General features: G+C 69.0%; 14 protein-coding genes and 2 riboswitches. Of the genes, 8 read left to right on the top strand and 6 right to left on the bottom strand.

What is annotated here, in order from left to right; translation table 11 throughout:
- The first annotated feature begins 55 nt into the window (after positions 1-55).
- Positions 56-316, top strand: coding sequence for a type II toxin-antitoxin system VapB family antitoxin (vapB, locus tag DPV79_RS34600; RefSeq protein WP_021160097.1), 261 nt, complete (start codon positions 56-58; stop codon positions 314-316).
- On the top strand, positions 313-729 hold the full coding sequence (locus DPV79_RS34595) for a PIN domain-containing protein (RefSeq protein ID WP_021160096.1): 417 nt from the start codon (positions 313-315) through the stop codon (positions 727-729). Before vapB ends, DPV79_RS34595 begins: the two co-directional genes overlap by 4 nt.
- 48 nt (positions 730-777) lie before the next feature.
- Here the strand turns inward: DPV79_RS34595 and DPV79_RS34590 are convergent, their stop codons facing one another.
- The gene (locus tag DPV79_RS34590; RefSeq protein WP_113047519.1) at positions 778-1,683 is read right to left on the bottom strand and encodes a nucleotidyl transferase AbiEii/AbiGii toxin family protein; all 906 of its coding nucleotides are present in this window, start codon (positions 1,681-1,683) and stop codon (positions 778-780) included.
- Entirely contained in the window at positions 1,652-2,725 is a 1,074-nt protein-coding gene (locus tag DPV79_RS34585) for a type IV toxin-antitoxin system AbiEi family antitoxin (protein ID WP_113047518.1), read from the bottom strand. The genes DPV79_RS34590 and DPV79_RS34585 overlap by 32 nt, the downstream gene beginning before the upstream one ends.
- 341 nt (positions 2,726-3,066) lie before the next feature.
- On the opposite strand from DPV79_RS34585, the gene DPV79_RS34580 reads away from it, so the two are divergent.
- Complete coding sequence (locus DPV79_RS34580; RefSeq protein ID WP_027787433.1) at positions 3,067-4,230, top strand: M20 aminoacylase family protein; 1,164 nt, start codon at positions 3,067-3,069, stop codon at positions 4,228-4,230.
- A 158-nt stretch (positions 4,231-4,388) separates the two neighbouring features.
- Positions 4,389-4,928: an outer membrane protein assembly factor BamE domain-containing protein gene (gene bamE / locus DPV79_RS34575; RefSeq protein WP_059623530.1), complete on the top strand. Its 540-nt coding sequence runs from the start codon at positions 4,389-4,391 to the stop codon at positions 4,926-4,928.
- 27 nt (positions 4,929-4,955) lie between these two features.
- Here the strand turns inward: bamE and DPV79_RS34570 are convergent, their stop codons facing one another.
- Genes DPV79_RS34570 through cobA form a run of 4 tightly spaced genes read right to left on the bottom strand, consistent with a single transcriptional unit; the run spans position 4,956 to position 8,086 of the window.
- The gene (locus DPV79_RS34570) at positions 4,956-6,260 is read right to left on the bottom strand and encodes a cobyrinic acid a,c-diamide synthase CobB (RefSeq protein ID WP_113047517.1); all 1,305 of its coding nucleotides are present in this window, start codon (positions 6,258-6,260) and stop codon (positions 4,956-4,958) included.
- Between the two features lie 2 nt (positions 6,261-6,262).
- Positions 6,263-6,865 (bottom strand): cob(I)yrinic acid a,c-diamide adenosyltransferase, encoded by a 603-nt coding sequence (gene cobO / locus DPV79_RS34565; RefSeq protein ID WP_021160089.1) that lies wholly within the window; start codon positions 6,863-6,865, stop codon positions 6,263-6,265.
- Between the two features lie 37 nt (positions 6,866-6,902).
- The gene (locus tag DPV79_RS34560) at positions 6,903-7,280 is read right to left on the bottom strand and encodes a cobalamin biosynthesis protein (protein WP_048020586.1); all 378 of its coding nucleotides are present in this window, start codon (positions 7,278-7,280) and stop codon (positions 6,903-6,905) included.
- Entirely contained in the window at positions 7,277-8,086 is an 810-nt protein-coding gene (gene cobA, locus DPV79_RS34555) for a uroporphyrinogen-III C-methyltransferase (protein ID WP_185730851.1), read from the bottom strand. Before cobA ends, DPV79_RS34560 begins: the two co-directional genes overlap by 4 nt.
- A gap of 110 nt (positions 8,087-8,196) precedes the next feature.
- Positions 8,197-8,434: riboswitch (cobalamin riboswitch) on the bottom strand.
- Between the two features lie 856 nt (positions 8,435-9,290).
- A riboswitch (cobalamin riboswitch) is annotated at positions 9,291-9,555 on the top strand.
- Between the two features lie 188 nt (positions 9,556-9,743).
- Between cobA and DPV79_RS34545 the strand changes: the two genes are divergently transcribed.
- The 4 genes from DPV79_RS34545 to DPV79_RS34530 are packed head-to-tail and all read left to right on the top strand — an operon-like array spanning position 9,744 to position 16,809.
- Positions 9,744-10,802 carry a HoxN/HupN/NixA family nickel/cobalt transporter gene (locus DPV79_RS34545; RefSeq protein WP_042975467.1) on the top strand — a complete coding sequence of 353 codons (1,059 nt, stop codon included), beginning with the start codon at positions 9,744-9,746 and terminating at the stop codon, positions 10,800-10,802.
- A gap of 26 nt (positions 10,803-10,828) precedes the next feature.
- Complete coding sequence (gene cobW / locus DPV79_RS34540; protein WP_113047516.1) at positions 10,829-11,917, top strand: cobalamin biosynthesis protein CobW; 1,089 nt, start codon at positions 10,829-10,831, stop codon at positions 11,915-11,917.
- Positions 11,918-11,923: 6 nt separating this feature from the next.
- Complete coding sequence (gene cobN / locus DPV79_RS34535) at positions 11,924-15,736, top strand: cobaltochelatase subunit CobN (RefSeq protein WP_113047515.1); 3,813 nt, start codon at positions 11,924-11,926, stop codon at positions 15,734-15,736.
- Positions 15,733-16,809 carry a magnesium chelatase ATPase subunit I gene (locus tag DPV79_RS34530; protein WP_113047514.1) on the top strand — a complete coding sequence of 359 codons (1,077 nt, stop codon included), beginning with the start codon at positions 15,733-15,735 and terminating at the stop codon, positions 16,807-16,809. Before cobN ends, DPV79_RS34530 begins: the two co-directional genes overlap by 4 nt.
- The last annotated feature ends 7 nt before the right edge of the window (positions 16,810-16,816 follow it).

Below are 16,816 nucleotides of genomic sequence, written 5' to 3'. Positions count from 1 at the left end.
GACATATGCCAGCATATGTCTAGAATGGGCGCATCGTACTCCCATGGAGTGGCTCATGCGCACCGTTTCCATTTTCAAGAACGCCCGTAACCAGGCAATCCGCATCCCGAAGGACATGGAGTTCGAGGGGGTGACGGAACTCGAGATCCGTCGCGAGGGCGACACGCTGCTGCTGCGGCCCGTGCGGCCCACGTGGCTCTCGTTCGCGAGCGAACCGCTGGCCGACGCCGATTTCCTCGCCGAACGCCCGGCCGTGATCGAGTCCGGCCGCTTCGACCTTTCCGGCGGCGCCGCGCCGACGGAGTCCGGCCAGTGACCACGCTCTACATGCTCGATACGAACATCTGTTCGTTCATCATGCGCGAGCGGCCGCCGGTAGTGCTGTCGCGGCTGCAATCGTGCGTCAATGCGCAGCACCGGATCGTCGTGTCGGCCATCACTTACGCCGAAATGCGGTTCGGCGCAGTCGGCAGGAAGGCTTCGCCGAAGCATGCGGAACTCGTGACGGCCTTTGTCTCGCGGCTCGATGGCGTGCTGTCGTGGGATACGGCGGCCGTCGATGCAACGGCCGCGATTCGCGCCGATCTCGCCGCGCGCGGCATGCCGATCGGCGCGAACGATGCGTCGATCGCCGGGCATGCGATCGCGGCCGGTGCGGTGCTCGTCACGAACAACGGGCGGGAGTTCGGCCGCGTGGCCGGGTTGTCGCTCGAAGACTGGGCAGCCTGAGCGCGGCAGTGCGAAAGCGGGATGACGCGGCGGCGCCACAGCGTCGTGTCATGCGTGCGGTGCGGGTGAATCCTCGAGAAAGGCGTCGCGAAATGCGTCGAGATACCGGTTGGCGTCATCGCTGAATTCACCCGGCAACAGCGCGAACGCACGTGCCAGCAGATCCTGGCCGAGCGTCGCATAAGTCGCTTCGTCGGACAACAGCACGCGGATCGCGTCGCGCGTGTGCGGCGAGGCAATCCGTTTCGCGTCTCGCGCGAGCAGCGCGGCCGCGGCAAGGCCGGGCTGGAACGCATGCCGTTCCAGCAGGTCGGGGGCGACATCCCAGATGCGCTCGCGATTGCCTGCATCGTGAAAATTCCGCAGCAGGAACAGCAGGTCGTACGCATCGCTGTTCTGGCGTGCACGCCGGTCCTTCCAGGCGAGCAGCTTCAGCAGCGCGAGCGCCGGCAGGCTGGCCACCGGCACGACGGTGCGTGCGTCGATCGACACCGGCTGCGCGGTGTCCACCGCTTCCTGGAAGCCGAGCACATTCAGCACGAATTCGCCGCCCGGCGGCCACGCGATCTCGCCCGGCGGCGTTTCGAGCGGCCCGAACGGCACGAGATCGAGTTCGGTGCGAAAACCGTGCGTGCCGCTGTCGAACAGCAGTTTCTGCTGTTGTTTCGGTGCGCGCGTGAATTGCCCGGTCGCAACGAGCGCATCGACGAGCTGCGCGTGAAACGGCCAGCTCACCGCGCACACCGCAACGTCGACGTCCCGTGTCGCACGCACCGGCCGGATGCCGTGGACGTGCCACATCAGGATGTCGCGCGCGGTTGCGCCGGCGACGACGAAAGCCGCCTCGACGCGCGCGCAGGCATGGCTCACCGCTTGCAAGAGCGCGACCGCCGCCGGGTCGAGCGGCCGGCGCGCGTCGACTTCAAGCGGGCGGATGGGCGAGGTATCGGTCATGGATCCGTTCGGCGGCGGCAAGGTTGCGGCTGTCCCCGGAGGAGACGAGATCCGCATAGATCAGGAGCGGCGGTACGAGCGGCAAGCGCGGCTCGTGCCAGTCGAGCGCGGGCGAGTGCGGCCAGAATGCTTCGACGATTTCGACGTCGCCGTGGTCGTCCGGGCGCAGGCGGGCCTGGAGCAGCAGGCGGTTCGATGCGGCGCCATGCGTATAGACGGTGATCTCGGCCGGCTTCAGGTCGTGCGTCAGCAGGTCGGCTGCCGGTTCGCCGCCGAGCCGCGCATCGAACGACGCGAAATCGAAATCGCGCCACCAGTCGGGCGCGAGGCTGGCATAACGACGGCTCGGCAGTTTCGCGCGCAGGCGGCTCGGGTACAGCGCAACCCATTCGTGCACGAAGCGCGGCCAGTCGGGTATCAGGCGCTCGCTATTGCGGCGCTGCCCGACGAGGCCGCGCGCGATCAGGTCGTCCATCGCGAGGTTGACCGTGCCGAGCGCGACACCCGATGCGGCCGCAATCGTCCGATACGGCTGCGCGACGAGGCCCGGCTGTGTCGCGACCGCGAACATCACGGCCAGCCCCTTCGGCGTCGTCGCGCGCGATGCCAGCCGGCGCGGTGTGCTCGCGGGTTTCGGCCGGCCCGCGATCATCACGGTCGCCTCCGGCTGAATCAGGCATGCGTTGCCCGCGGTGTCGAGAAACGGGATGCCCTGGTCGGTCAGGCCGGCGGCCAGTTCGGCCGAAAGATAGGGCGCGATCAGCATCAGCGGCCGCTCGCCGGGTGTCGCGGTCGCGACGCCGCGGCGGCGCAGTGCCGCGAGTGCGCCCGGCAGCGATTCGACGCGCAGGCTCACGGCGGCCGGCATCTCGAATACGTGCCCGGCAACGTCGAAGCGGATCATCGCGTCGGCTTGCCCGGCATACGTGGCCGGCACGCGCACGGGCCGCGCGCCGAAGCGCCGGGTCGCGCGTCCGAACGCGGCGCAGGCTTCGTCGAGCACGTGCTGTTCCGACATCGGAAGGGGGGCGTTCTCGGGCATCGGAGGCGATTGCTTGTTCACTTCCTCATCAGCGTACACAAAAAATGTACAGGCGTCAAAAAGTGAACAATTACCTGTAACACGTTGATGTGTCGGCATTATTCCGGATGCTTGAACGGTCATCGTCGAATCCTGGCGCTCGTCAAATCGCTGTCAAGCCCACAGTCTCGCTCGCCCGAACCATGTGCGGCAGTCATCCGGATGGCCGGTCAGCCCCTATCGTGTGCGGTACCAGATGCGGCAACCATCGGTTGCTACCGCGACGACTTTTCGTCTGTCCGGTTGCTGGTGAACCGACTATCCTTGCCTGCACATTCCCCGCAGAAACAGGAGACGACACCGTGACGCACAGCGTGATTCCCGCAGGCCTCGCCGACGAAATGATCGAGATCCGGCACCGCATCCATGCCCACCCCGAGCTCGGCTTCGAGGAATTCGCGACGAGCGACCTCGTCGCCGAGCAATTGCAGTCGTGGGGCTACACGGTGCATCGCGGGCTGGGCGGCACGGGCGTCGTCGCGCAGCTGAAGGTCGGCAACGGCACGCAGCGCCTCGGCCTGCGCGCCGACATGGATGCGTTGCCGATCCACGAGGCCACGGGCCTGCCGTACGAGAGCAAGATCGCCGGCAAGATGCACGCCTGCGGTCACGACGGCCACACGGCGATGCTGCTCGCCGCCGCGAAGCATCTTGCGCGCGAGCGCCGCTTCTCGGGCACGCTGAACCTGATTTTCCAGCCGGCGGAAGAAGGGCTCGGCGGCGCGAAGAAGATGCTCGACGAAGGGCTGTTCGAGCTGTTCCCGTGCGACGCGATCTTCGCGATGCACAACATGCCGGGCTTCCCCACGGGCAAATTCGGCTTCCTGCCGGGGCCGTTCATGGCGTCGTCCGATACCGTCGTCATCGACGTGCAGGGCCGCGGCGGCCACGGCGCGGTGCCGCACAAGGCGGTCGATTCGGTGGTCGTGTGCGCGCAGATCGTCATTGCGCTGCAGACGATCGTGTCGCGCAACGTGTCGCCGCTCGACATGGCGATCGTCACGGTCGGCGCGATCCACGCGGGCGAGGCGCCGAACGTGATTCCCGATCGCGCGCAGATGCGGCTGTCGGTGCGCGCGCTGAAGCCGGAGGTGCGCGACCTGCTCGAGACGCGCATCAAGGAAGTCGTGCATGCGCAGGCCGCCGTGTTCGGCGCGACCGCGACGATCGACTACCAGCGCCGCTACCCGGTGCTCGTCAACGACACGGACATGACCGCGTTCGCGCGCGGCGTCGCGCGCGAGTGGGTGGGCGAAGCGAACCTGATCGACGGGATGGTGCCGCTCACCGGCAGCGAGGATTTCGCGTTCCTGCTCGAGAAGCGGCCGGGCTGCTACCTGATCATCGGCAACGGCGACGGAGAGGGCGGCTGCATGGTGCACAACCCCGGCTACGACTTCAACGACGCGGCACTGCCTACCGGCGCGTCGTACTGGGTCAAGCTGGCCGAGGCGTTCCTGGTGTGATGCGGCGGCGCGGCGGCGTGCGAGCTGCCGCGCCTGCAAAACCGGTCGCAGCGGCCGTAGTAGTACCGCATTTGACGCTCCTTGACATCGACGGAACAGGTCGCGTGCTACGCTGCGCGCGACGCCGGACCGGCACGATGAATACAGGTGTGGATGAAATGCGAAAACAGCTTCTGACCGTGCTGACCGCCGGTGCGGTCGCCATTCTGGCAGCCGGGTGCGACGACCAGAAAGTGGCTGACGCGGTGAATGCGATCAAGCCCGACCCGATGGCGTTCGGCAATCTGCAACCGGGCGTGTCGACGACCGAGGACGTGCTCCGCCAGGCGGGCAAGCCGGAAATGGTCAGGCAGGGCGACGACGGCTCGCAGCGGTTCGAATATCCGCGTGGCCCGTACGGCACGAGCACCTACATGCTCGATTTCGGGCCCGATGGCCGGCTCGTGTCGATCACGCAGGCGCTGACGGCGGCGAACATCGCGAAGGTCGTGCCCGGGATGTCGAAGGACGACGTGCGCCAACTGCTCGGCAAGCCGACCGAGATCGCGCAATACGCGCTGAGCCACGAAGAGGTGTGGAGCTGGCACTGGGCCGAGGGCGGCGTATCGGGCGACGCGATGTTCAACGCGCATTTCTCGCCCGACGGCACCGTGCTCCGCACTTCGCGCTCGGAAGCGCCGGGCCGCGAAAAACCCTGACATCGCGGCGCCTCGCCGTTTTTTCGGTCAGAACGCCGTGCCGTCGAACAGCGCCACGACCGCCTCCGGATTCGACGGCCAGTACAGGTGCATGTACGTCGCGACAATCGCGCCGTGGCGATAGACGGCTTCGCCGCTGCCCGGCTTGCCGTCGGGGCGCGCCGCGTTCGCGACCGGTTCCAGCGGCGTCGCGAGCGTCGAATAATGAAACGTATGGCCGCGCATCGGCCCGGTACGCGTATCGAGCTGCTGCATGCCGAGCGCCGCGAACCGGCGCTGCATCGTCGCCCGCCCCGGCAACAGCCCGAGCATCGACGTCGTGACACCGTCGACGTCGGTCAGCGATTCACACAGATACACCATCCCCCCGCATTCCGCGACGATCGGCCGGCGAGCCGCCGCATGCGAGCGAATGGTTCGTGCGGTGGCGTCATTCGCCGCGAGCGTCGCCGCATGCAGTTCCGGATAGCCGCCCGGCAGGAACAGCGCGTCGCAATCGTCCGGCACGGGTTCGTCGGCGAGCGGCGAGAAGAAGCACAGCCGCGCGCCGAGCGCCTCGAGCAGCGCGAGATTCGCCGGATAGATGAACGAGAACGCCGCGTCGCGCGCAATCGCGATCCGCTTGCCGGCGAGCGCACGCGGCAGCGGCGCCGCGGCGTCCGGTTCGGCGAACGCGACGGCGGGCGGCAATTCGGCGAGCGCCGTCTGCGCGAGCACGTCGGCCGCGCGATCGAGCCGTGCGTCGAGATCGTCGATGTCGGCCGGCTGGTGCAGGCCGAGATGCCGCTCCGGCAGCGCGATGCCCGCATCGGCCGGCACGTGCCCGAGCCAGCGCAGGTCGTCGGGCAGCGCCTGTTGCAGCAGTTCCGCGTGCCGGGCCGAGCCGACGCGGTTCGCGAGCACGCCGTGAAACGGCAGCCCCGGCCGGAACCGGGCGAGCCCGAACGCGATCGCCGCGAACGTCTGCGCCATCGCCTTCGCGGAAATCACCGCGACGACCGGCACGCCGAACGCAGCCGCGAGGTCGGCACTGCTCGGCGTGCCGTCGAACAGCCCCATCACGCCTTCGATCAGGATCAGGTCGGCATCGCGTGCGGCATCGGCAAGCAATGCGCGGCAGCCGGCCTCGCCGACCATCCCGAGATCGAGCGCATGAACCGGGGCGCCGCTCGCGCGTTCGAGCAGCATCGGATCGAGAAAGTCGGGCCCGGTCTTGAACACGCGCACACGGCGGCCGAGCCGGCGGTGCAGCCGCGCGAGGCCGGCCGTCACCGACGTCTTGCCCTGGCCCGACGCGGGCGCACTGACGAACAGCGCGGGGCAGGCGGGCATGCTCAGAACTCCACGCCGCGCTGCGCCTTCACGCCTTGCTCCTTGTACGGATGCTTGACGAGCCGCATCTCGGTGACGAGGTCCGCCGCGTCGATCAGCGCATCGGGCGCATGCCGCCCGGTCACGACGACGTGGACCGAGTCGGGACGCGCGGCAAGCGTCGCGAGCACTTCGTCGAGCGGCAGGTATTCGTACTTCAGCACCGTGTTCAACTCGTCGAGGATCACCATCCGGTAATCGCCGCTTTCGATCATCCGGCGCGCCTCGTCCCAGCCCTTGCGCGCGGTCGCGATGTCGGCGTCGCGGTTCTGCGTGTTCCACGTGTAGCCGTCGCCCATCGTCACGAAATCGCATTCGGCAACCGCGCCGAGGAAGTCGCGCTCGGACGTGTGCAGCGCGCCCTTGATGAACTGCACGACACCGAGCCGCATGCCGTGGCCGAGCACGCGCACGGCCATGCCGAACGCGGCCGTGCTCTTGCCCTTGCCGTTGCCGGTGTTGACGATCAGCAGGCCCTTTTCGTTGACGGCGGCGGCCTGCTTCTTCTCGTGGCCCGCGCGGCGGCGTTCGGTCATCCGTTGATGGGATTCGGCGTCGGTTTTCATCGGATTCGTCCTGTCGAAAGAAAGCGAAACAAAGGGTTCAGAGCGGGCCGGCGAGTGCGACCGTCACACCGTCCCGGATGGATTTGGGGCCCAGCAGCCGGCCGTGCGGCGCCGCGAGCTGCGCGCACGGCTCGGCCACGCCCGCGACGCCGAAGCGGGCGAGCGCGGCATCCGACGGGCCGCTCACGGCCAGTTCGGGGCGGCTCGCGAGCTGTGCCGCGTCGAACGCGACGAGCGGCCAGCCGCGTCTCGCGCACAGCGTGCGCAGCGCGCGTGCGCGCGCCTTGTCGGCGAGCGTGGCGACGAGCGCCGGTTCGGCAGCCGGGTACCGCATCAGCGCGACGCGGATCGCGGCATCGAGTTGCGCGGCCGTCACGTCCGCGCGGAAACCGACACCGATCGCGACGCGCATCATGCGCGGCTGCCGAGTGCGGCACGTACCGCGGGATCGTCGGCGAACGCCGCGACGCGGCCGATCACGACGATGGCCGGCGAGCCGATGCCGGTCGCGCCGACCTGTTCGACGAGCGTGTCGAGCGTCGCGAGCACGTGCCGCTGTTCGGGGCGCGTCGCATTCTCGATCGCCGCGCACGGCGTGTCGCCGGGCAGGCCGCCCTCGCGCAGCGCGGCTGCAATCGTGTCGAGCCGGCGGATGCCCATGTAGACGACGATCGTCATGCGCGTGGCCGCGAGCGCGCGCCAGTCGGGTTCGTCGGCGCCCGCGCCGTGGCCCGTGACGAAGATCACGCCCTGCGCGTCGCCGCGCTGCGTGACCGGGATGCCGAGCGCGGCCGGCGCGGCGATGCCCGCCGTGACGCCGCTCACGACCTCGACTCGAAATCCCGCGGCGCCGAGCGCGGCCAGTTCCTCGCCGCCGCGGCCGAACACGAACGGGTCGCCGCCCTTGAGCCGCGCGACGCTGCGGCCCGCGCGCAGATGCGCGAGCATCGCCGCGACGATCGCCTCCTGCGGCGTCGAGGCATGGCCGCCGCGCTTGCCGACGTGCTCGATGTGGGCGTCGGCGCGCGCATGGCGCAGCACGTCGGGGTTCACGAGATCGTCGACGAGCAGCACGTCGGCCGAGCCGATCGCGTGGACGGCCTTGAGCGTCAGCAGGTCGGCGTCGCCGGGGCCGGCGCCGATGAGCCACGCGCGGCTCATCGGGCGCGGCACGGCGCGCACCGTGTCGAAACAGTGGAAAGGGGAAGGCGGGCGGCACATCGGCGGCCGGCAGACAGGCAACGCATAACGGATCGGGCGAAGCCCGCGCGAACGCGGGCGGAATGCGCACCCGATCCGTCCCCCGCGGATCGGGCGTTCGGCGAGCATCGGGCTCGCCCCTTGCGTCGGCCGGTATCCGGGCTGGCCGCTTGCCAGGCCGCAGCCTTCCCGCCCGGTGGAAGGGCAGTGGCATCGTGGGCGGCATGGGCGCGTGCGCGGGGAAGCGCGTCGCGCGGGCGGCGTACCGTTGCGGGGACAGCACAGGCAGGGCGGCGATCCGCCTCCTGTTTCCCGTTTAACTGCATGCACGGAATGCGCATGCGAGCACCGAACGCGGCGCATACGATAGCACAGCGCATCGGCGCAAACGCATGCGGGGTGGGCGCTTACCCGTCGTCGGTCTGTGCGACGCTCGGCGAACATGTCGCCGAGCAAATGAAGGCCATGCCCCGATCCCGCAAAGCGCGGCGGCGCACAGTCGCCAGGTGTTTCAGGTAAGGCTTCGGCAACCGCCCGAGCCTCCGGACGAGCCGGAACTGCCGCCGATGACGCCGCGATTCGGGCCACAGACCGCGGCACCGGCCAGTGCGCCGGCGGCCGATGCGGCTCGATGCCGATTGCGAAACAGGTGCGATATACGCGATCGGCTCTTTGTCGCAGCAGGCTGCTTCACAAGCACCGCTTCGATTCCCGTAGCGTTTGCAGAATGCAGTACGACCACATCAGTACTTTCGCGACCGTTGCAAGAGGGGAATCCATCCCCTTCAGGGCAAACGGAAACAAGAGCGCCATCGACAGCCATACGACGATGGCCACATACAATCGGGCAATATTCATGGTCTGAACGAATGTGTCGCAGTGGTTTATCTCGATCATCGAAAACTGTCTGAACCGGACAATCGAATATCGGCTGCGCAACGTCAATCATCCGAATCTCCAAAGAGAATGAACGTTTCTGCGCGCAACCCCGCGCTGCACCTGCTGCGGCGCTGGCCTTGCGATTGCGGACAACGTGAACGACCGTCAATTCTGAAAAACCGCTTCGGATGGCGAGTCGTACTGCTTCGCGTTCGATCCCGCACGGGTTGTCGGGTGCGTCAGACAGTCGAACGATTTTCCCGGCAAACCCGCGCCGGATCGCTGCCCGCCGGTTCATCCGGCCAGCCTGGCCACTCGCCGCCTTGACGCTCCCGCCCCCGGCGCCTACACTCGCACGCGTTTTGGTGCTCGCGCGCGCCGCTCCGGCGCGCGCAGTTAAACGGGAAACAGGGAGCCTGCCTGCGTCGCAGTCGAGCCAACCTGTGCTGCCCCCGCAACGGTAAGCGAACGCATCGTGCCCGCCGCGATGCAGCGCCGCTTCGCCGCATGCCGCGCGCATGCGGACGACCGCCACTGGATGCCTTGTGCATCCGGGAAGGCGAAGCGGCGTGTTCGTCAGCCCGGATACCGGCCTAAACGTTGGGGTTCAGCGCCGCGGGGAGGCGGCGCATCGTCCACGGCCGCAGCGTGCCCGACACCCGAGCGTTTCCCGATTCCCGACGTCCGGCCGCCTGCGCGAGCGCGCATGTTCCGGTGCGACGAAGGGCCGGATCGCGCGGGGCCGCGCAGCGACGGCCGTGTTGGCATTCTTCATGTCGACCGTTCGCAAGGGAGCGTCATGCTCGATTCGCTGTTTCGCCTGTTCAACGACAGTCCGTCCGGGTTGCGCGGCAAGATCGTCGCGATCTATGCGCTGCTGATCGCCTTCAACGCAGGCGCGTGGATCTGGGCATTCGCCGCCTTCCACGGCCAGCCCGTGCTGCTCGGCACCGCGCTGCTCGCGTACGTGTTCGGGCTGCGTCATGCGGTCGACGCCGACCACATCGCGGCGATCGACAACGTCACGCGCAAGCTGATGCAGGAGGGGCGCAGCCCGCTCGGCGCGGGCCTGTTCTTCTCGCTCGGCCACTCGACGGTCGTGATCGTGATGTCGGTCGTGGTGACGCTCACGGCCGCGTCGCTCGCGCGCTTCGAGAGCATGAAAGCGTGGGGCGGCGTGATCAGCACGAGCGTATCGGCGTTCTTCCTGCTGGTGCTCGCGATCGCGAACCTGCTGATCCTGATTTCCGTCTACCGGACGTTTCGCGCCGCGCGGCGCGGCGAGCCGATCGTCGACGCCGATCTCGACATGCTGCTGAACCAGCGCGGCGTGCTCGCGCGCCTGTTCCGTCCGCTGTTCCGGCTCGTGTCGCGCAGCTGGCACCTGTATCCGGTCGGGTTCCTGTTCGGCTTCGGCTTCGACACGGCGACCGAGATCGCGCTGTTCGGCATCTCGGCGGCGCAGGTGCAGGGCGGCCTGTCGTTCTGGTCGGTGATGGCGCTGCCCATGCTGTTCACCGCCGGCATGACGCTCGTCGACACGACCGACGGCATCCTGATGATGGGTGCGTATCGCTGGGCGTACGTGCGGCCGATCCGCAAGATCTACTACAACATGACGATCACCTTCGTGTCGGTGCTGGTCGCCGCGCTGATCGGCGGCATCGAGGTGCTGGCGCTGCTCGCGGACAAGCTGTCGCTGCAGGGCCCGGTGTGGGACTTCGCGTCGATGGTGGCGTCGCACTTCGGCATGCTCGGTTATGTCGTGATCGGCCTGTTCCTCGCCTGCTGGCTCGTGTCGGCCCTGATCTACCGGCTGAAGCGCTACGACGAGATCGACGTGACGATCTCGGCGTGACTCTCCCTTACCAACCTGGATATTCCATGACCCTACGCAAGCTGCCCGTCACGATCGTCACGGGCTTTCTCGGCAGCGGCAAGACGACGCTGATGCGCCACATCCTGCAACACGCCGAAGGCCGCCGCATCGCGGTGATCGTCAACGAATTCGGCGAACTCGGCATCGACGGCGAAATCCTCAAGGGTTGCGGCATCGGCTGCGAGGATGCCGACGGTGCGCAGGGCGAAGCATCGGGCCAGCTCTACGAACTCGCGAACGGTTGCCTGTGCTGCACCGTGCAGGAAGAGTTCTATCCGGTGATGGAAGCGCTCGTCGAGCGCCGCGCGGACATCGACCACGTGCTGATCGAGACGTCCGGGCTCGCGCTGCCGAAGCCGCTCGTGCAGGCGTTCAACTGGCCGACGATCCGCAACAGTTTCACGGTCGACGCGGTCGTGACCGTCGTCGACGGGCCGGCCGCCGCGAGCGGCCAGTTCGCGGAAAACCCGCAGGCCGTCGACGCGCAGCGCCGCGCCGACCCGAACCTCGACCACGAATCGCCGCTGCACGAGCTGTTCGCCGATCAACTGTCATCCGCCGATCTCGTGATCGTGAACAAGGCCGATCTCGTCGGCGACGCGGAATTCGCGCAGATCGAAACCGCGATCCGCGACGAGATCCCGCCGCAGGTGAAGATCGTGCGCGCGACGCGCGGCGAGCTCGATCTCGCGATGCTGCTCGGCCTCGAATCGGCATCGGAAGAAACGATCCACCTGCGCCACGACCATCACGGCTCGGCCGACGACGGCGATCACGATCACCATCACGACGATTTCGACTCGGTGGTCGTGTCGGGCGACGCCGGCACGCGCGAGGCGACGATCGCCGCGCTGCAGCGCGTCGTCGAAGCGCACACGATCTACCGCGCGAAAGGCTTCGCCGCGCTGCCCGGCGCGCCGATGCGGCTCGTGATCCAGGGCGTCGGCCGCCGCTTCGACAGCTATTTCGACCGTCGCTGGCAGGACGGCGAAACGCGCGCGAGCCGCTTCGTGCTGATCGGCGAGGATCTCGACGCGGCCGCGCTGCAACACGCGTTCGACGCCGCGTGCGCGGCCGAACCGCAACAGGCGTAACGCACGATGCATCTGCTGCGCACCACGCCGGGCGGTTTCGTCGACGATACGCAGGGTGTCGTCCGGATCGACCAGCAACCGGCCGACATCGTGATCCTGAGCTCGGCCGACACGACGCTGTCGCTGCTTGCCAGCGTCGTGCCGCACCTGCCGGCCGGCTTCCCGAGCGTGCGGCTCGCGAACGTCACGTTCCTGCGGCAGCCGGCGTCGGTCGATTTCTACGTCGACGACGTGTTGCAGCACGCGAAGGCGGTCGTGATCGATCATCTCGGCGGCGAAGCGTACTGGCCGTATGGGATCGAGCAGGCCGTGTCGCTCGCGTCGAAGCGCGCGCAGCAGCTCGCGATGTTCTCGGGCGACCTGCAGGAAGACCCGAACCTCGTCGCGAAGAGCACGGTCGCGCCCGGCCTGTGCCGGCTGTGGTGGCGCTACCTGCGCGAAGGCGGCGTGCACAACGCCGAGGCGCTGCTGCGCAGCATCGCATTCCACACACTCGGGTTCGGCGACGAACCCGAACCGCCGCGCCCGTTGCCGGCCGCCGCGCTGTATCACCCGGCGCGCAACCGCGCGAGCGTCGACGACTGGCGGCCGCGCTGGACGCCGGGCGCACCGGTCGTCGCGATCCTGTTCTATCGCGCGCACTGGCAGGCCGCGAACACGGCCGTGTTCGACGCGCTGGCCGATGCGCTCGTTCAGGAGGGGCTGAATCCCCTGCCGATCGCGGTCACGTCGCTGAAGGATGCGGTGAGCCGCGAAGTCATCACGCAGCTCTGCGACACGCACGACGTCGCACTCGTGCTGAACACGACCGCGTTCGCGGCCGGCGCGATCGACAGCCCGGAACACGACGTGCTCGCCGGCGACGCGCCGGTATTGCAGGTGATCCTGTCCGGCGGCAATCGCGACGCGTGGGTGGCCGACAACCAGGGCCTGCATGCGCGCGACATCGCGATGCATATCGCGCTGCCCGAGGTCGACGGCCGGATCGTCACCCGCGCGGTGAGCTTCAAGGGGCTCGCGTACCGCTGCCCGCATACCGAGGTCGACGTCGTGCGCTACCAGCCGGACGCCGAGCGGATCGCGTTCGTCGCGGCGCTCGCGCGCGGCTGGTGCCGGCTGCGCACGCTCGACAACGCGAGCAAGCGCGTCGCGCTGATTCTCGCGAACTATCCGCAAAGCGAAGGGCGGATCGGCAACGGTGTCGGGCTCGATACGCCGGCGTCCGCGCTGCGCGTGCTCGCGGCGCTGCGCGACGCGGGCTACGCGGTGGCCGACCTGCCGCCCGACGGCGACGCGCTGATCGCGCGGCTCACCGAAGGCGTGACCAACGACGCGGCCGTGCATGCGCTGCGCCCCGCCTTCCAGAGCTTCCCGCTGGCCGACTACGTCGCGCATTTCGCGCGGCTGCCGGCCGCCGTGCGCGATGCGCTGAACGAACGCTGGGGCCTGCCCGAAGCCGATCCGACGCTGCGGCAAGGGCGCTTCACGATCGCCGGCTGGCGCGCGGGCAACGTGTTCGTCGGCATCCAGCCGTCGCGCTCGCGCGGCGAGAACGACTACGCGAGCTACCACGACGCGGATCTCGTGCCGCCGCATGCGTATCTCGCGTTCTATTTCTGGCTGCGCGATGCGTATCGCAGCGACGCGGTCATCCACCTCGGCAAGCACGGCAACCTCGAATGGCTGCCGGGCAAGAGCGTCGCGCTGTCCGACGCGTGCTGGCCCGACCTGACCCTCGGGCCGCTGCCGCATCTTTATCCGTTCATCGTCAACGATCCGGGCGAGGGCAGCCAGGCGAAGCGCCGCGCGCAGGCCGTGATCGTCGATCACCTGATGCCGCCGCTCACGCGCGCGGAAAACTACGGGCCGCTGCAGGATCTCGAGCGGCAGGTCGACGAATACTACGAAGCGTTGATGGTCGATGCGCGGCGCGCGAAGCTGCTGCGCAAGACGATCCTCGCGACGATCGCCGAACACCGGCTGCATGACGAGCTGAGCGTGTCGCCGCCGCGCGACGCGGGCGACGAGGATGCGCTGCTGACGCGCGTCGACGCGTGGCTGTGCGAACTGAAGGAAGCGCAGATTCGCGACGGGCTGCACGTGTTCGGCGTGTCGCCGGCCGGGCGCCAGCGGCGCGACACGCTGCTGGCGCTCGCGCGCTTTCCGGTCGGCGACGGCAAGGGCGCACGCGCAGGACTGATCGGCGCGCTCGCGCGCGATCTTGCGCTCGGCGATGATTTCGACCCGCTCGCGGCCGACTGGGCCGCGCCGTGGGTCGGCCCGCGACCGGCGATCCTGCACGCGCTCGACGCATCGCCGTGGCGCCATGCGGGCGATACGCGCGAGCGGCTCGAACGGCTCGCGCAGCAATGGCTGGACAGGCTGTGTGCAGCCGACGGCAGCCATACGGGCGCGGAAGACGCGCCGCCCCCCGGCGACTGGCCGCAGACGCTCGCCGTGATCGAGCGCGTTCGCGCGACGCTGCTGCCGGCGCTCGACGCGTGCGGCGGCGAGGAAATGCGTCAGTTGCTGCGCGGGCTCGACGGCCGCTTCGTGCCGCCGGGGCCGAGCGGCTCGCCGTCGCGCGGCCGCCCCGACGTGCTGCCGACCGGCCGCAATTTCTACTCGGTCGACACGCGCGCGGTGCCGACGCAGGCCGCGTGGACGCTCGGCCTGAAATCCGCGCAGCAGCTGATCGAGCGCCATCTGCAGGATCACGGCGATTATCCGCGCGCGATCGGGCTGTCGGTGTGGGGCACGGCGACGATGCGCACGGGCGGCGACGACATCGCGCAGGCGTTCGCGCTGCTTGGCGTGCGGCCGAAATGGGCGCACGGCAGCCACCGCGTGACCGATTTCGAGATCCTGCCGATCGAGATCTTCGACCGGCCGCGCATCGACGTGACGCTGCGCGTATCGGGTTTCTTCCGCGACGCGTTCCCGAACCTGATGCATCTGTTCGACGCAGCGGTGCAGGCGGTGGCCGCGCTCGACGAGCCGGAGGAACTGAACCCGATCCGCGCGCGCATCGAGCGCGAACGCGCGAAGTGGGTCGCACAGGGCGTGGCGCCGGACGAAGCGCGCCGCCGCGCCGGCTGGCGCGTGTTCGGCGCGCGGCCGGGCAGCTACGGCGCGGGCCTGCAGGACCTGATCGACCAGCGCCGCTGGCAGACCGACGCCGATCTCGCGGAGGCGTACCGCCAGTGGGGCGGCCATGCGTATGCGCAGAACAGCGCGGGCGACGCCGCGGCCGACGTGTTCGGCGAGCGGCTCGCGACGATCGACGTGGTCGTGCAGAACCAGGACAGCCGCGAGCACGACATCCTCGATTCGAACGACTATTACCAGTTCCAGGGCGGGATGACCGCGGCGGTGCGGCACCTGTCCGGGCAGCAGCCGAGCATCTACCACGGCGACCACGCGAACCCGGTCGCGCCGAAGATGCGCACGCTGCGCGAGGAAATCGCGCGCGTGATCCGTTCGCGCGTCGTCAACCCGAAATGGCTCGACGGCGTGAAGCGCCATGGCTACAAGGGCGCGGCCGAGCTGGCGGCGACCGTCGACTACCTGTACGGCTATGACGCGACCGCGCGCGTGCTGTCCGACCACCAGTACGCGCTCGTCGCCGACGCATACCTGTTCGACGACGCCACCCGCGCGTTTCTCGAACGGCACAACCCGAAGGCGCTGCACGGCATCTGCGAACGCTTCGTCGAGGCGATGCAGCGCGGCCTGTGGCAGCAACCGGGCGACTATCGCGAGCGGATCGAAACGGTCTGGCTCGACAGCGAACAACTCCAGGAAGGGGGACGGCGATGACCGATCCGACGACGCACCGCGCGCGCGCGGTTTTTCCGTTTGCGGCGCTCGTCGCACAGGACGCGCTGCAGCAGGCGCTGCTGCTCGCCGCGATCGACCCGTCGCTCGGCGGCGTGCTCGTGAGCGGCCCGCGCGGCACCGCGAAATCGACCGCCGCGCGCGGCCTCGCCGAGCTGTTGCCGGAAGGGCAGTTCGTCACGCTGCCGCTGTCGGCGAGCGACGAGCAGGTGACGGGGACGCTCGACCTCGCGCATGCACTCGCCGACAACGGCGTGCGCTTCCGGCCCGGCCTGCTCGCGCGGGCGCATCTCGGCGTGCTGTATGTCGACGAGGTGAACCTGCTCGCCGACGGGCTCGTCGATACGCTGCTCGACGTCGCCGCGAGCGGCGTGAACATCGTCGAACGCGATGGCGTGTCGCACGCGCACGACGCGCGCTTCGTGCTCGTCGGCACGATGAATCCCGAGGAGGGCGAGCTGCGTCCGCAACTGCTCGACCGCTTCGGCCTGATGGTCGAACTGGAGAACTGCTTCGACGCCGCGCAGCGCGAGCGGATCGTGAAGGCGCGGCTTGCATTCGATCTCGATCCGGAGGCGTTCCGCGCGTGCCATGCCTCCGCGCAGCGCGCACTCGGCGAACGGATTCACGCGGCGCGCGCACGGCTGGCGACGCTCGATTTCGGCGATGCGGTGCATGCGCACGTCAGCGCGCTGTGCATCGACGCGGCCGTCGACGGGCTGCGTGCCGACCTCGTGATGTTGCGCGCGGCGCGCGCGCTCGCCGCACTGGAGCAGGCCGATGCGGTGACGGTGTCGCATGTGGCGCGCGTGGCCGAAGCCGTGCTGCGGCACCGGCGCCATACCGGTGCGCCGCCGTCGTCCGGCGCGTCGCAGCCGGATCGCGCACGCGACGACCGTTCGCCGCCGGATGCACGCCAGCAGCCGGACGATCAACCGGCCACAAGCGGAAACGGCGCCGCCGTCGCGCAGGGCGACTGGGGCTACCTGCGGCCCGAGCCGGCGGGGCTGCGCGACGTGAAAAGCGTGGTGCCGCTGCCGCTAAAAAAACACTGAGCCATCG

This window comes from Burkholderia reimsis (genome assembly GCF_003294055.1).
In the GTDB taxonomy this organism is placed as follows: Bacteria; Pseudomonadota; Gammaproteobacteria; order Burkholderiales; family Burkholderiaceae; genus Burkholderia; species Burkholderia cepacia.
This window is presented reverse-complemented; position numbering and strand designations above follow the sequence as displayed.

Bases quoted from the DNA above. Each gene is read 5' to 3' on its own strand.
- vapB (WP_021160097.1), top strand. From the start codon at position 56: ATGCGCACCGTTTCCATTTTCAAGAACGCCCGTAACCAGGCAATCCGC.
- DPV79_RS34590 (WP_113047519.1), bottom strand. From the start codon at position 1,683: ATGACCGATACCTCGCCCATCCGCCCGCTTGAAGTCGACGCGCGCCGG.
- DPV79_RS34585 (WP_113047518.1), bottom strand. From the start codon at position 2,725: ATGCCCGAGAACGCCCCCCTTCCGATGTCGGAACAGCACGTGCTCGAC.
- bamE (WP_059623530.1), top strand. From the start codon at position 4,389: ATGCGAAAACAGCTTCTGACCGTGCTGACCGCCGGTGCGGTCGCCATT.
- DPV79_RS34570 (WP_113047517.1), bottom strand. From the start codon at position 6,260: ATGCCCGCCTGCCCCGCGCTGTTCGTCAGTGCGCCCGCGTCGGGCCAG.
- cobO (WP_021160089.1), bottom strand. From the start codon at position 6,865: ATGAAAACCGACGCCGAATCCCATCAACGGATGACCGAACGCCGCCGC.
- DPV79_RS34560 (WP_048020586.1), bottom strand. From the start codon at position 7,280: ATGATGCGCGTCGCGATCGGTGTCGGTTTCCGCGCGGACGTGACGGCC.
- cobA (WP_185730851.1), bottom strand. From the start codon at position 8,086: ATGTGCCGCCCGCCTTCCCCTTTCCACTGTTTCGACACGGTGCGCGCC.
- DPV79_RS34545 (WP_042975467.1), top strand. From the start codon at position 9,744: ATGCTCGATTCGCTGTTTCGCCTGTTCAACGACAGTCCGTCCGGGTTG.
- cobW (WP_113047516.1), top strand. From the start codon at position 10,829: ATGACCCTACGCAAGCTGCCCGTCACGATCGTCACGGGCTTTCTCGGC.
- cobN (WP_113047515.1), top strand. From the start codon at position 11,924: ATGCATCTGCTGCGCACCACGCCGGGCGGTTTCGTCGACGATACGCAG.
- DPV79_RS34530 (WP_113047514.1), top strand. From the start codon at position 15,733: ATGACCGATCCGACGACGCACCGCGCGCGCGCGGTTTTTCCGTTTGCG.